Below are 14,404 nucleotides of genomic sequence, written 5' to 3'. Positions count from 1 at the left end.
GCTATTTTGCAACGAACCCTGCCGTGTTCATCAGCGAGGCATTCTGCTTGTCGTCATCCTCGAGGAACTCGACCATGTCCTTGCCGGTGAGGAAGATCGGCTTCAGTGCCTGCTTCTCCATGTAGTCCTTGTATTCAGCCGTCTGCGTCACCTTCTGAAACAGGTCGACATAGAACGCCTGCTGCTCCTGCGTGACCTTGCCCGGCAGGAACATCGCGCGCAGCATCAGATACTGCACGTCGAGCCCCTCTTCCTTGCAGGTCGGGATGTCGTTCCAGGATTGCGTGTCGGTGACCTTGGTCTTGTAGGAGATGCGCTCCTTGTCGAACACGCAGAGCGCGCGAACCTGTCCGGCGCGCCAGACTTCGAGGTTCTCGCTCGGATTGTTGACGTTGGACTCGGTGTGGCCGCCGACCAGCTGGGTCGCGGCCTCGCCGCCGGACTTGTACGGCAGGTAGGAGAATTTTGCGCCGGTCTTCTGCTCCATGAACACGGTCAGCACGTGATCCTCACGCTTGGAGCCGGTGCCGCCCATCTTGAACGGCGCACTGGCCGCCTTCGCGGCAGCGATGAACTCCTTCACGGTCTTCGGACCGGAGGCGTTGTCCCACAGCACGAACTGGTCGAGTGCGATCACCGACACCGGGGTGAGGTCGCGCCAGTTGAACGGAATCTTAGCCGACAGCGGCAGCATGTAGATCAGCGAATAGGCGATCAGCACCTTGTTGGGATCACCCTCGCTGGACTTCATGTACATCAGCGCTTCCGCACCCGACGCGCCGCCCTTCAGCGATACCACCATCGGCTGCTTCATCAGATTGTTCTTCTGGATCGCCGCCTGCATCATGCGCGCCATCTGGTCTGAGGCGCCGCCGGCACCGGCCGCGACTACGATTTCGACCGGCTTGCTCGGCTCCCAACCGGCAAAGGCCGGCGTGCTCAGCAAGAGGGCCGCGATTGCAGCCGTGGTTTTTACAATCTGTCCCACGTGTTTCTTCCCTATCTATTTGTTCGGCTTGGCAAAACCTGCGAGGTGGCGGGCTCGCGTCATTGTGCCGAGAATGAAGGTGAGTTCAAGCCGCGAACTGCCGCATGGCTTATGACTTTGGAATGAGGTTGTGTCGTTAGCGAGGGGAGCCAATGGCCCGCCGTTTGTTCGCAGTCGTCCCTGCGAAAGCGAAGCAGGGACCCATAACCACAGACGTTCGTTGTTGAAGCGAGCTGTGGCTCCAGCGTATGCGACAATGACCTTCGGTGGTTATGGATCCCGGGTCGCGCTTCGCTTGCCCGGGACGACAGCTAATTTGTGGAGCGATTTGCGAGTCACACATCCACGCTCTCGCGACATGATTTGTCCGAGCTTTGCATCTCATTCCGCCCTCCCTTCGAACAGAGGGGGAAAGTCGGGTGCCGATCGCACCCATGGGCCCCGGGGGCCCCGAATGACGACGGAGACCTCGCTTCAGCGAGCCCGCCGCCCTCTGTCACCCAGCCGCCGCTACTTGCCCTTGAAGTTGGGCGCGCGCTTGTTGAGAAAGGCGTCCATGCCCTCGCGGAAATCCTCGCTCATATAGGCGCGCAGGATCAGGTCCTCGCCCTCCTCACGCGACAGCGTGCGGCGGATGCGGCGCACCGCTTCCTTGGTCACTTCGAGCGTGATCGGCGCGTGGCCCGCGACGAGCTTCGCCGTCTCGGTGGCGCGGCGCTGCAACGTCTCCACATCGGGGACGACTTCGTTCAACAGCCCGAGCGCCAGCGCCTCGGGCGCCTCGACGAGGCGCGCCTTGAAGATCAGATCCTTGGTCCGCGCCGGACCGATCAGTGACACCAGCCGCGAGATGTTGGACATCGAGAGGCAGTTGCCGAGCGTGCGCGCGATCGGGAAGCCGATCCGCGTCGCCTCCGTGCCGATCCGGATATCGCAGCAGGCGGCAATGCCGGCGCCACCGCCGGTGCAGGCGCCGGCGATCGCCGCGATCACGGGCACGCGGCACTGTTCGAGCGTGCCCAGCACGCGGTCGATCCGCGCCTCATAGTCCAGCGCATCCTGGGCAGTCTTGAAGGCCCGGAACTGCGAGATGTCGGTGCCCGAGGCGAACGCCTTGTCGCCGGCACCGGTCATGATCAGCGCCTTGATGGAGTGATCCTGATTAATGTTCTCGCAGATCGCCGCCATCTGCTCGTACATCGCAAAGGTCAGCGCATTGCGCGCCTGCGGCCGGTTGAACGTGATGCGCGCGATCCCGTCCTCGACGGAATAGATCAAGTCTTCGGTCGAAGTGACGGGCGCGTTCATGTCTCGCTCTTTCTGTTGTTTGCGATTCGATTTCAGGCGACAGCCTTTTAAGCGACAGCCTTCGACTGCGAAGCGTCGCGTCCCTTCAGGACCTCCATCGCCGCCAGCACGCCGCCGCTGCGATGCGGCATCTTGGCCAGATCAAGCCCCATCTCGACGCCGGACAGCGTGCCCATCAGCATCAGGTCGTTGAAGTGCCCGATATGCCCGATCCGGAACACCTTGCCCTTGACCTTGTTGAGGCCGGTGCCGAGCGACATGTCGAAATTCTCCAACACGACCTTGCGGAAGTGGTCGGCGTCGTGGCCATCAGGCACCCGCACCGCGGTCAGCGCCGGCGAGTGTGCGCCCTGCTCCTGGCACTGTGTCTCGAGGCCCCAGACCTTGATCGCCGCGCGCGTCGCCTCGCTGTGGCGCTTGTGGCGGGCGAAGACGTTCTCGAGGCCCTCTTCCTCCAGCATATTCACGGCCTCGCGCAGGCCAAACAGGAGGTTGGTGGCGGGCGTATAGGGCCAGGTGCCGGCCTTGTTGATGTTGATGACTTCCTGCCAATCCCAATACGAGCGCATGCCCGGATTGGCCTTGGCCGCGGCGAGCGCCTTCTCCGACACGGCGTTGAAGCCGAGGCCGGGCGGCAGCATCAGGCCCTTCTGGGAGCCGGCGATGGAGACATCGATGCCCCAGGCATCATGCTCATATTCCAGCGAGCCGAGGCCGGAGATGGTGTCGACCATCAAGAGTGCCGGATGCTTCAGCGTGTCGAGGATCTTGCGGACGTCGCGCGGATAGGTGACGCAGGCGGTCGAGGTCTCGTTATGGACCACGCAGACCGCCTTGATCTTGTGCGCCTTGTCGGCGGACAGCCTGGCCTCGATCTGCTCGAGGTCGGCGCCGTGGCGCCAGTCGCCCGAGATGAAATCGACGTCGAGCTTGAACTTGTCGGCAATGCCATGCCACAGCACCGCGAACTGGCCGGTCTCGCACATCAGGACCTTGTCGCCGGGCTGCAGCGTGTTGACGATCGCAGCCTCCCAGGCGCCGGTCCCCGACGAGGGATAGATGATCACGGGCTGCTTGGTGCGGAACACACGCTGCATCGCAGAAAGCACGGCGAAGCCGATCTCGGCAAACTCGGGACCGCGATGGTCCATGGTCGGCATATCCATGGCCCGCAGCACCCGGTCCGGCACGTTGGTCGGTCCCGGAATCTGCAGAAAATGCCTTCCAGTATGCACGGTCATGAGCGTCTTTCCCGGTCTCGTCTTTGTCGTGGTGAGCCGCTCGCATATCACTATTCGCCGGGTTTGTCCTAGGCCCGGCGGGGGTCCGTCATGCATATCTGACGGCGCTCCGCCGGGCCGGCAGCGCCTCATTCGGCGGCTACCACCTTGCCCGGCACCACCGATTCGTTCGTCTCCTCGAACGGCCTTTCGGGATGCATCAGAAACGCCGAGAAGCCGCCGACCAGCAGCAGTCCCATCGACATCAGGAACGGCAGGTACCAGTTTCCGGTGGCGTCGATGACGAAGCCGGCGACCAGCGGCGAGACGATGGCCGCGAAAGCCGAGCCGGTGTTCATGATCCCGGCGGCGGTGCCGGAATATTTCGCCGCGATGTCCATCGGGATCGACCACATCGGCCCGATCACGAGTTCGGCGCAGAAGAAGCCGGCCGACAGGCAGAGCGCCACCACCGTGATGTCGTGGACGAACAGGATCGGCATCAGCGACAGCAGCGCGCCGGCGAAGCCCACGACCGTCACGCTGAGTCGTGCCAGCCGTACATTGCCTGTGCGCTCGAGAATGCGATCGGAGATGACGCCGCCGATGCTGTCCCCGACGACGCCGGCAAAGAACACGCCGGATGCGAACAGCGCCGAGTTCTTCAGATCAAGGCTGTAGTTGTTTTTGAAGAACAGCGGCAGCCAGTTGAGATAGAGCCACAGGCACCAGCCGTAGCAGAAATAGGTCAGCGTCACCGGCCACATCCGCTGCAGCAGCGGTCCCCACGGCACCTTCGGCCGCTCGCCTTTCGGCCGCGGCGGCAAGGTCGCAAGCTCGGCCGCGGTGATCGAGCCATGGTCCCGCGGCTCGTTGCGGAAGTACCAGACCCACGCAACGCCCCAGATCAGACTGACAAAGCCAAGCACGACGAACGCGCCGCGCCAGGTCAGCCAGAGGATCAGCAGCGCGACCACCGGCGGAGTGATGGCATTGCCGAGCCGCGCGAATGAATGCGTCAGGCCTTGCGCGAAACCGCGGCGGTTCGCCGGCGTCCAGTACTGCATCGCGCGCGTCGCGGTCGGAAACGTCGCGCCTTCGCCGAACCCCAGCGCGAAACGCGCGACGAACAGCGCGGCAAGGCCATGGACAAAGCCGGTCATGATGGTCGCCGCGGCCCAGATCATGCCGCACCAGAACAAGGTTTGGCGCGGCCCGAAGCGATCGCCGACCCAGCCGCCGATCACCTGGAACAGCAGGTATGGATAGGCAAAGGCCGAGAACACCAGGCCGAGTTCGGTGTTGGACAGGCCGAGCTCCTTCTGGATCTCGCCGGCCGCGGTGCCGATGTTCACCCGGTCCACATAGGTGATGAAATACATCACGCAGAGCATGGCCAACACGACATGGGTGGCCTTGAACCGAAGCCTCATATCCCCTCCCCCGCGATTTTTTTGAGTTTGTTGAGGCGCTGGCTGCTAGGTGCCGACGACTTTCAGATGCGGCGGTGTATTGCGCTGGTCGCGCTGTTCGAGAAGCTTCATTGCCGCCTCGACGCCGCCCGAGCGGTGCGGCACACCGGCGACCGACAATCCCATCTCGACTCCGGTCAGCGCGCCAAGCAGCGTCAGCTCGTTGCACTCGCCGAGATGACCGATGCGGAACACCTTGCCTGCGACCTTCGACAGGCCGGCACCGAGCGACATGTTGAAATTGTCGAGCACGACCTTGCGGAACTGATCGGCATCATGTCCGGGCGGCATCATCACCGCGGTCAGCACCGGCGAGAATTCCGAGGGCTCCTGGCACAGCACCTCGAGCCCCCACTGATTGACGGCGGCGCGCGTGGCGGCGGCCAGCCGCAGATGGCGGGCGAACACGTTGTCGAGCCCCTCCTCCAGCAACATCGCGATCGCCTCGCGCAGCCCGTAGAGCAGATTCGTCGCCGGCGTATAGGGGAAGAAGCCCTTGGCGTTCGGCTTCAGCATTTCCTCCCAGTCGAAATAAGAGCGCGGCATCTTATTGGTGCGCGACGCGGCGCGCGCCTTCTCCGAGATGGCGTTGAAGCCAAGGCCGGGCGGCAGCATGAAGCCCTTCTGCGAGCAGCTGACGCTGACGTCGACCTTCCACTCGTCGTGCCGGTAATCGACCGAGCCGAGTGAGGAAATGGTGTCGACCATCAGGAGCGCCGGATGCGCGGTGCGGTCGATGGCAGTACGGATGTCCGCGATCCGGCTGGTCGCACCGGTCGAGGTCTCGTTGTGAACGACCATCACCGCCTTGATGCTGTGCGCGGTGTCTGCGGCAAGCCTTGCTTCGATCTGGGCGGGGTCCGCGCCGCGGCGCCAGTCGCCGGGTATGAAATCCACCTCGATGCCGAAGCGGCCGGCCATCTGCCGCCACAGTGTGGCGAAGTGGCCGGTCTCGACCATCAGGACCGTGTCGCCCGGCGACAGGGTGTTGACGATCGCGGCCTCCCAGGCGCCGGTCCCGGACGACGGGAAGATCACCACCGGCCCTTTGGTCTGAAACACCTTCTGGCTGCCCTCGAGCACGGCACGGCCGAGCGCGGCGAATTCGGCGCTGCGGTGGTCGATGACCGGCATGTCCATCGCGCGAAGAATGCGATCCGGGACCGGGCTTGGCCCTGGAATCTGCAGAAAATGGCGCCCTTGATGCATGAGAACCTCCCAATCGCCGGATTTCGGCTCCTCAGCGAGCTATTTTGCATTCATTTTTTGTCTTTTCAATCCAATTTTGGTATTCGATCGAGAGCATCGACGCGACCGCGCCGGCAAATTATTGTTCAGAATATGAAATCCGCGATTCCCGAAGCCGGGGTTCCAATCACCCCGCCCGCCGCCGGCAATGGCAGCGACCGCCAGGAGGCCTCGCTTCACGGCGAAATCCTGCTGCGGCTCCGCGACTATGTGGTGGAGGGCAACATTCCCGAGGGCGCCCGCGTTCCAGAGCGCCAGCTCTGCGAGATGCTGGGGATCTCAAGGACGCCGCTGCGCGAAGCGCTCAAGGTGCTGGCCGCCGAGGGCCTGATCGAACTCTTGCCCAACCGCGGCGCGCGGGTGCGCCGGCTCAGCCCGCGCGACCTCGAGGAATTGTTCGACGTCATGGCCGGGCTCGAGAGCCTCGCCGGACGACTGGCATGCGAGATCATCACCGACGAAGAAATCGTCGCGATCGAGCGGCTGCATTACGAGATGTACGGCCATTATCTGCACCGCGACATGCACGGCTATTTCCAGACCAACCAGCAAATCCACGAGAGCATTGTTGCGGCCGCGCGCAACGAGACGCTGAAGGCGACCTACGCCAACTTCGCCGGCCGGATCCGCCGCGTCCGCTATTCCGCCAATTTCGCCCGCAAGCGGCAGCGCTGGGCCGAGGCGATGCGCGAGCACGAGGCTATCCTCGATGCGCTGCGCCGGCGCGCGGCAAGCGAACTCAGCGACATCCTGTTCCAGCACCTGCGCAACAAGCGGGCCGCCGCCATCGATCACCTCGCGGAGGGGCCGGACAGCGGCCTGGAGACGACGCCCCAGAACGACTAAAGGGGCCAGCTCAAGGATGATTGGAGGGCAGCCATCCTTGCTCATTATGAATTCATAATATAATTCTCACGTCGAGAGAATGCATAATCCATGAGCAATCAACGTGGCGTCATGGATCACATCGGATCTGGGATGAAGAACGCCTCCTCGCTCGAACAGCGCCTGCGGTCCGAACTGGCCGGCGACGTCTTTTTCGACGCCTTCAACCGCGGCCGCTACGCGACCGACGCCTCGATCTACCAGATCATGCCGGCCGGCGTGGTGGTGCCGCGAACCGTCGACGAGGCATTGCGGGCGCTTGCGATCGTCCGCGACGCCGGGCGGATCGTCACCCCGCGCGGCGGCGGCACCTCGCAATGCGGCCAGACCGTCAATGACGGCATCGTGGTCGACCTGTCCAAGCACCTGAATCGGGTCCTCTCGCTCGACGTCGAGCATCGGACCTGCGTGGTCGAGCCCGGCATCGTGCTCGACGATCTCAACCGCCAGCTCAGGAAGCACGGGCTGTGGTTTCCGGTCGACGTCTCGACCGCATCGCGCGCCACGATCGGCGGCATGGCCGGCAACAATTCCTGCGGCGGCCGTTCGCTGCGCTACGGCACGATGCGCGACAACACGCTGTCGATGGATGCCGCGCTCGCCGACGGCACGCTGCTGCATTTCGGCGAGGTGCCGCGCGACCTGACACGGGTCAATTTGTTCGACAGCGGACTGAAGCTGTTTCGCGACATGCTCGATCTCGGCGAGCGCGAGGCGCTCGAGATCGCCGACAAATTCCCCAAGGTGCAGCGCCGCGTCGGCGGCTATAACCTCGACGCGCTGGTGCCGCGCAACGCGCCGAACAATCTGGCGCATCTTCTGGTCGGCTCGGAGGGCACCCTCGCCTTCACGACACAGGTCGAACTCAAGCTGTGGCCTGTGATCCGCAACAAGGCACTCGGCGTCTGCCATTTCGGCAGCTTCTACGAGGCGATGGACGCGGCCCAGCATCTGGTCAAGCTGCGACCCATTGCCGTGGAGCTGGTCGACCGCACCATGATCGCACTCGGCCGCGAGATCGCGATGTTCCAGCCGATCATCTCGGCAGCCGTGCGCGGCGATCCGGACGCCATCCTGGTGGTCGAGTTCGCCGAGGAAGACCAGGCCGACAACCTCACCCGTCTCAAGCAGCTCGGCGAGCTGATGGCCGACCTCGGCTTCGGCTGGGACAAGCCGCAGCGCAAATGGGGCGGCGTGGTCGAGATCGTCGAGCCCGCGCTGCAGACTGGCATCGCTGATTTCCGCGCCGCCGGCCTCAACGTCATGATGTCGATGAAGCAGGAGGGCAAGCCGGTCTCGTTCGTCGAGGATTGCGCGGTGCCGCTGCCGCATCTCGCCGACTACACCGAGCGGCTCAATGCCGTGTTCGCCAGGCACGGCACCCGCGGCACGATGTATGCGCATGCCTCCGAAGGCTGCCTGCATGTGCGCCCGGTGCTCAATCTCAAGCTCGAGAAGGACGTCAAGGCCATGCGCGCCATTGCCGAGGAAGCCTTCGCGATGGTGCGCGAATACAAGGGCTCGCATTCGGGCGAGCACGGCGACGGCCTGGTGCGCTCGGAATTCCACGAAGCGATGTTCGGGCAGCGCATCGTGGCCGATTTCCGCGAGGTCAAGCAGCGCTTCGATCCGACCAACACGCTCAACCCGGGCAAGATCGTCGATCCGCCCAGGATGGACGACCGTTCGCTGTTTCGTTTTTCGCCGGATTATCGCGTCGGCGAATTGAAGACGGTGCTGGACTGGTCGGCCTATCCCGGCGCCGGCGGCGGCTTCCAGGGCGCCGTCGAGATGTGCAACAACAACGGCGCCTGCCGGAAGCTCGAAGGCGGCGTGATGTGCCCGTCCTATCGTGCCACGCGCAATGAGAAGGACGTCACCCGCGGCCGCGCCAATACGTTGCGGCTGGCGATCTCAGGCCAGCTGGGTGCGGACGCGCTCGCCTCCGACGAGATGATGGAGACGCTAAAACTCTGCGTTTCCTGCAAGGCGTGCCGCCATGAATGCCCGACCGGCATCGACATGGCCAAGATGAAGATCGAGGTGCTGGCGGCGCGCGCGGCGACCCATGGTCTAACGCTGCGCGACCGGCTGGTCGGCTATCTGCCGCGCTACGTCGATCTCGCCTCGCGCTTTGCGCCGATCGCGAACTGGCGCAACCGCAGCCCACTGTTGCGCAGCCTGTTCGAGAGGCTCGCCGGGATCAGCGCCAAGCGCGCGCTGCCGGAATTTCGCCGCGACACCTTCCGGCCGGACGCCGAGGTGCTGGGTCCAGCCGACGGCCGCGAAGTGGTGCTGTTCGCCGATACGTTCAACCGCGGCTATGAGCGGGAAAATCTCGACGCCGCGATCGAAGTCCTGGTCGCCGGCGGCTATCGCGTGCATCTGCCGAGGCCATCGGACGGCGGGCGGCCGCCGTGCTGCGGGCGAACGTTCCTGTCGGCCGGACTGGTTGAGCAGGCTCGCGCCGAGCTTGACCGGCTGGTTGCGACCTATGTCCCGTTCGCGGCCCGCGGCGTGCCGATCATTGGTCTCGAGCCAAGCTGCCTGCTGACCCTGCGCGACGAGCTGCTGTCGCTGCGTTCGGATGAGGCCGCCAAGACCGTCAGCGCGCACGCGCTGCTGTTCGAGGAATTTCTGGTGCGCGAGGCCGAGGCCGGGCGGCTCGCTTTGCCGCTCGGCGCGGTCGCCGGCAAGGCCGTGGTGCACGGTCATTGCCACCAAAAATCCTTCGGCGCGTTCAAGCCGGTGGAGAAGGTGCTGCGCCTGGTACCGGGCCTCGACGTCAAGACCATCGAGTCGAGCTGCTGCGGCATGGCCGGCGCGTTCGGCTACGGCGCAGACACCTATCAGGCCTCGATCGAGATGGCCGAGCTGTCGCTACTGCCAACGGTTCGCAGCGCCGATCCGGACACCCTGATCGTGGCCGACGGCACCTCCTGTCGGCACCAGATCAAGGACGGCAGCGGGCGCACGCCGCTGCATGTCGCCAGCGTATTGGCGATGAGCCTGAAACGTGCGAAATCGAATTCCGACAGATTGTTACCGACAAAGGAAGAGGCCCATGGCTGAGCTCACTCTCGAAACTGCCCGCAAGATTCTGGATGCCGCGCTGGCCAAGGGGGTCGAGAAGAAGTTCAAGCCGCTGGTCGTCACCATCCTCGACGCCCGCGGCGCGGTGAAGGTGACGGCGGCACAGGACGGCACCAGCCTGATGCGGGCCGAGATCGCCCATGGCAAGGCCTATGGCGCGCTGGCGCTCGGGATGGGATCGCGGGCGCTGTTTCAGCGCGCCCAGGAGCAGGCCTATTTCATCGATTCCGTGAACACGTTGGCGCAGGGCCGGCTGGTGCCGGTCCCCGGCGGCGTGCTGATCATGGACGGTTCTTCCCTGCTCGGCGCCGTTGGCGTCAGCGGCGACACCTCGGACAATGACGAGATCTGCGCCGTAGCTGGCATCGAAGCTGCCGGCCTGAAGGCCAACATCGGATGACAACAACTGTTTGGTCTTCGCCGCTCTCGCCGCTTGGTTCAAACAAGTACAGCTTCAATTTTAGGACGATGACCGACCGGATCGTCAATCCGGTTCCACGGGAAAAGTCCTCCTGGTGCCGGGAACTCTCCGCGCACCGATGACCTATCCACAGGGGCTGCGATGCCGGGCTCGATCCGATCGGATAGACTTGCGAGCTATCAAACAAGCTCAATCTTCTCACACGGCCCAATATGACCGTTCAACCGACTCTTGCCGAGATCGCCGGCATGCTGGAGCAGTCACCCGATTACCGGGTGCTGCGGCGGCTGGTTCCCCGCTCCGAATTTGCTCCAAGCGACGGGCAATCGACCAAGATCGCAATCCTGCTCGATGTCGAAACCACCGGACTAGATACGGCCAAAGACGAGATCATCGAGCTCGGGATGGTCAAGTTCACCTATCTTTCCGACGGAAGGATCGGCCGGGTCATCGATACTTGCAGTTGCTTCAATCAGCCGTCGATCGCAATTCCCATCGAGATCACTGCGCTGACCGGTATCACCGACGAGATGGTCAAGGACCACGGCCTCGATGAGGAGCGCATCAACGCCTTCGTCTCCGATGCGGTCGTGGTCATCGCCCACAATGCCGGCTTCGATCGCAAGTTCATGGAGCGCTATGCACCCCTGTTGACGCACAAGGCCTGGGCCTGCTCGGTGAGCGAGGTCGAATGGCGCGGCCTTGGCTTCGAGGGATCGCGCCTGTCCTATCTCCTGATGAAAGCCGGGCTGTTTCACGAGGCGCACCGGGCGGTCGACGATTGCCTGGCGCTGCTCGAAATCCTCGCCATGACCCTGCCCCAGTTCGATCGCACCGTGCTCTCCGTGCTGCTCGAGCGAGCCCGCCGCAAGACGATCCGGGTCTGGGCTGAGCAGTCGCCGTTCGAGCTCAAGGACGAGCTCAAGCGCCGCGGCTATCGCTGGAGCGACGGCGCCGATGGCCGGCCGCGGTCCTGGTACATTGACGTCGATGAGCCCAATCAGACAGCCGAGATCGAATATCTGCAGAGCACGATCTATCAGAGGGAAGTTGAGGTGCGGATCCAGACACTCACCGCATTCGACCGCTTTTCAGCGAGGGCATAGGGCGCTTTCGAGCGCAAAAAAACGCTCCAGCCTGAACGTTGACCATGTGGGAGTTATCAGGCGAAGATTATCGGATGCCCTTCCAGGGGCCGCCGTCGCCTTGGGTGGCAGCAACGGCTTCGGTCGATGTCCGGCGCGCGACAGGCTTCGCTGGAGGGCGTGCCGGGGTGGCAGGAGCCACCGACTGCGAAAGATCCGTCAGTGCCAACATTAGGCCCCGCAAGCTCGTCATTATCGTGATGGGCTTGCCAACTCGCTCGAACACGATCGTGGCGCGGTCCTCACGCCCCAGCAACGAGATCAAAGCAGCGTCCGCAGGAAACGTTGCGGCACATAGCGCCTGGTCGCAGATCAGCGGCTTGACGACGCGCGTGAAGCCACCAAAGGAGACCGTGGCGCCGACCTCCACACTGCTGTCGCGTGGCAGCATGATCAGCGCCATCGATCGTCCATCCTTGGTGAGCGCGATACGCCAGTTCAATCGCGCGGCATCACCGTGCGAGATCGTTTCCAGATAGCAGATGCGCCGCGCGTTGCGGACCTCATCGCAAACCTGGATCCAATCGAGGAAAGGCCTGATCGTGCGGGTGTAGTCGCCCGCCGCGGCCGATTTTCCTGGCGCGAAGACGCTCGCCCACTCGAATCCAAGCGAAGTTGCCTTTGTCGGCTCGGATACAATGCTGGCAGGGGCCGCTCCAGTCTGGCTCGAAGGCCGGGGTGCAGGGTCGGACGCGATCGCCGCCGACAAGCCGGTCAAGGCCAATGGCAAGAGCCAAGCAGCAACACGAGGCAAGCGTGATCTGGGCATGGCTTGTTTCCGGATTGATGGCGGCGGGTTCGAGCGACAATGGTGCTGCGCCGAGGAGGTCAGAATCTGACGCCGATTGAGCCGGAAGCTCCAACGTCGCCCGTATCCGGCGTGTAGGACACACTTGCCTTGAGGCGCACCGCATCACTCGCGCGGTAGGCAAGACCTCCCGCCAATGAGACCGAGTCCCGGAAAGCGCCGACCGCGATTGCTACGGAGCGGTCGCCTTTGGCCTCATCCGAGAACGCAAGTCCCGCCGCTGCCATCGCTGCCGAACCAGCCGCTCGCGCGCGCCGGTCCACCGCGGCCACCTTTCGATCTGTATACATCCGGTCTTCAATGCCCAGCGCGGCGAGACCATCATTCAGTTGCTTCAGGTTGGTCGCATCGTTCGCCGCAGTACCCGCGGCCACATTGTGCAGTGCTACAGCGCCGGGAGAGCCGCCCTGCAAAGTTACCGAATTCAGGCGATGACCGTCTGCTGCGACGTCATATCGGATGCTGTTCACAGAAGCAGCATTCAAGGCAGAGGCGACGTCATGATAGGTGCTCCCGAGGATCGTATACGAGGGCTGCGACACGGTTCCGTCGGAATTGACGTGCGAGCCCCCGCCAAGCCAGGTCGCGACCGAATCGGCTGACCGGTACAGCTGCTGCCCCGTGAGCGCATCAGACGATTGCGCTGAGACAATGCCATTTGTGATGCCCGTCAAGGTCCGACGGCCGTCGCTGCCGGTCAGATCGACGAGCTTGCCACCCGTCTTGGCAGCTATGGTCACGGCCGCTGTTGGGTCCCTCTGCCGGACCAGCCCGACCGCGCCGCTTCCGATGTCGTTGATCATGGAGGAGCTCATCGTGGCAATCTGCTGCTCGATCGCTTCGAGCGCGCCGCCGACATTGGTGGAGGGCATTCCATTCACGAGTGTCGAAAAGTGAGTAACCTGTCCGGTCGTGGGGTCAAAGATGGCCCCTCCTCCGAAGGTCGAAGCTGTCGATCTGCCGAGATTATCATTATTGGACGTGACAATGTCCTTCGGACTTGGAGGTTGGATCACCGGCTGCGGCGTCGACACCGGCTGCGGGGCCGGGATCGATTGTGCAGTCGCGGGTGGGGCCGGCACCGGCACCGGCTTCTGTTCGGCGCAGTCCAGTTCGCCGCCCATCGCCTTCCACTGCTGCCTGAGCTGGTCTGTGCAGCCGCCGGGCGGCCGAAATTTCTGCACTGCCGGTGTTACCACGCCGTGTTGGACCTGCGCCATTGCCGGTGCAGAAAGCCAAATAGCCACCCCCGACAGGAACAGGGCGGATCCCAATACCGGCCTCAACATGTCACGATCTCCTTTCGCGTGAAGAATTACAAATGCGGCTGAGCTCGGCGCACATGGCCGCGAAGTCACGTCGCCGAGCGCTCGCGCTCTACAGCGCGGCGCGGCCTTGACCGCTCATGTGATGGGCAGTTCGCCAAGCAGCTCGTGCGCCATAAGCAATTGCGAAACGTTTGGGGTTATCCGTCGAACCGCAGCGCACTTGATCGATCCGGCGATCGACCATTCAGTCTGAGCGTCGTCTCGACGATTGACGCGTGCGCGATTGAGAGAAATCGCAGGATTGAGCGCGGGACACATCGTCCGCGCGCCGCGCGAGATCGCTTCCAAGCTAAGTGAATAGAACTCATCGCCATCCTCACTGAAAAGGGCAAGGAATGCCCTTCGATGGGGATGATTAGAGAGAGCAGAATTTTACTGATTGCAACGAGACGCCGATGTCGGTCGTAGATTGGCGTAGAAAGAGAAGCGATTGGCAGGCCGGTCGATTCAATATCGACAATACCGCTTTTAGGCCGAGCATTGGCCGT

General features: G+C 63.5%; 11 protein-coding genes. 4 read left to right on the top strand and 7 right to left on the bottom strand.

Translation table 11 applies throughout. From position 1 onward, the window contains the following. Position 1: 1 nt before the first annotated feature. From J2R76_RS00410 to J2R76_RS00390, 5 genes are all read right to left on the bottom strand, one after another. Positions 2 to 979: a Bug family tripartite tricarboxylate transporter substrate binding protein gene (locus tag J2R76_RS00410; protein ID WP_375166564.1), complete on the bottom strand. Its 978-nt coding sequence runs from the start codon at positions 977 to 979 to the stop codon at positions 2 to 4. Between the two features lie 519 nt (positions 980 to 1,498). Further along, entirely contained in the window at positions 1,499 to 2,296 is a 798-nt protein-coding gene (locus J2R76_RS00405) for an enoyl-CoA hydratase/isomerase family protein (protein WP_028343116.1), read from the bottom strand. 47 nt (positions 2,297 to 2,343) lie between these two features. Continuing rightward, complete coding sequence (locus tag J2R76_RS00400) at positions 2,344 to 3,537, bottom strand: alanine--glyoxylate aminotransferase family protein (protein WP_253623564.1); 1,194 nt, start codon at positions 3,535 to 3,537, stop codon at positions 2,344 to 2,346. Positions 3,538 to 3,665: 128 nt separating this feature from the next. After that, positions 3,666 to 4,949: an MFS transporter gene (locus J2R76_RS00395; RefSeq protein WP_168858736.1), complete on the bottom strand. Its 1,284-nt coding sequence runs from the start codon at positions 4,947 to 4,949 to the stop codon at positions 3,666 to 3,668. A 45-nt stretch (positions 4,950 to 4,994) separates the two neighbouring features. Next, positions 4,995 to 6,197, bottom strand: a complete 1,203-nt coding sequence (locus J2R76_RS00390) for an alanine--glyoxylate aminotransferase family protein (RefSeq protein WP_225647022.1) — start codon at positions 6,195 to 6,197, stop codon at positions 4,995 to 4,997. A gap of 132 nt (positions 6,198 to 6,329) precedes the next feature. Between J2R76_RS00390 and J2R76_RS00385 the strand changes: the two genes are divergently transcribed. The 4 genes from J2R76_RS00385 (at position 6,330) to J2R76_RS00370 (ending at position 11,741) form a co-directional block, all read left to right on the top strand. After that, the gene (locus tag J2R76_RS00385; protein WP_075968269.1) at positions 6,330 to 7,082 is read left to right on the top strand and encodes a GntR family transcriptional regulator; all 753 of its coding nucleotides are present in this window, start codon (positions 6,330 to 6,332) and stop codon (positions 7,080 to 7,082) included. A 132-nt stretch (positions 7,083 to 7,214) separates the two neighbouring features. Further along, entirely contained in the window at positions 7,215 to 10,193 is a 2,979-nt protein-coding gene (locus J2R76_RS00380; protein WP_253625970.1) for an FAD-binding and (Fe-S)-binding domain-containing protein, read from the top strand. Further along, positions 10,186 to 10,614 carry a heme-binding protein gene (locus J2R76_RS00375; RefSeq protein WP_076833912.1) on the top strand — a complete coding sequence of 143 codons (429 nt, stop codon included), beginning with the start codon at positions 10,186 to 10,188 and terminating at the stop codon, positions 10,612 to 10,614. The genes J2R76_RS00380 and J2R76_RS00375 overlap by 8 nt, the downstream gene beginning before the upstream one ends. A gap of 233 nt (positions 10,615 to 10,847) precedes the next feature. Further along, positions 10,848 to 11,741, top strand: a complete 894-nt coding sequence (locus J2R76_RS00370; protein WP_253623563.1) for a 3'-5' exonuclease — start codon at positions 10,848 to 10,850, stop codon at positions 11,739 to 11,741. Positions 11,742 to 11,808: 67 nt separating this feature from the next. Here J2R76_RS00370 and J2R76_RS00365 read toward each other — a convergent pair whose 3' ends face one another. Then, on the bottom strand, positions 11,809 to 12,504 hold the full coding sequence (locus J2R76_RS00365; RefSeq protein ID WP_253623562.1) for an invasion associated locus B family protein: 696 nt from the start codon (positions 12,502 to 12,504) through the stop codon (positions 11,809 to 11,811). Positions 12,505 to 12,608: 104 nt separating this feature from the next. After that, positions 12,609 to 13,877 carry a YadA-like family protein gene (locus J2R76_RS00360; RefSeq protein WP_253623561.1) on the bottom strand — a complete coding sequence of 423 codons (1,269 nt, stop codon included), beginning with the start codon at positions 13,875 to 13,877 and terminating at the stop codon, positions 12,609 to 12,611. Positions 13,878 to 14,404 lie beyond the last annotated feature (527 nt).

The organism is Bradyrhizobium sp. USDA 4532 (assembly GCF_024171315.1).
GTDB lineage: Bacteria > Pseudomonadota > Alphaproteobacteria > Rhizobiales > Xanthobacteraceae > Bradyrhizobium > Bradyrhizobium australafricanum.
Note: the sequence above shows the minus strand (reverse complement) of the source record. Positions and strands in the feature narration are given on the sequence as shown.

Coding starts and splice junctions, on each gene's coding strand:
- J2R76_RS00380 (WP_253625970.1), top strand. CDS start 7,215: ATGAAGAACGCCTCCTCGCTCGAACAGCGCCTGCGGTCCGAACTGGCC.
- J2R76_RS00395 (WP_168858736.1), bottom strand. CDS start 4,949: ATGAGGCTTCGGTTCAAGGCCACCCATGTCGTGTTGGCCATGCTCTGC.
- J2R76_RS00390 (WP_225647022.1), bottom strand. CDS start 6,197: ATGCATCAAGGGCGCCATTTTCTGCAGATTCCAGGGCCAAGCCCGGTC.
- J2R76_RS00385 (WP_075968269.1), top strand. CDS start 6,330: ATGAAATCCGCGATTCCCGAAGCCGGGGTTCCAATCACCCCGCCCGCC.
- J2R76_RS00400 (WP_253623564.1), bottom strand. CDS start 3,537: ATGACCGTGCATACTGGAAGGCATTTTCTGCAGATTCCGGGACCGACC.
- J2R76_RS00405 (WP_028343116.1), bottom strand. CDS start 2,296: ATGAACGCGCCCGTCACTTCGACCGAAGACTTGATCTATTCCGTCGAG.
- J2R76_RS00360 (WP_253623561.1), bottom strand. CDS start 13,877: ATGTTGAGGCCGGTATTGGGATCCGCCCTGTTCCTGTCGGGGGTGGCT.
- J2R76_RS00370 (WP_253623563.1), top strand. CDS start 10,848: ATGACCGTTCAACCGACTCTTGCCGAGATCGCCGGCATGCTGGAGCAG.
- J2R76_RS00375 (WP_076833912.1), top strand. CDS start 10,186: ATGGCTGAGCTCACTCTCGAAACTGCCCGCAAGATTCTGGATGCCGCG.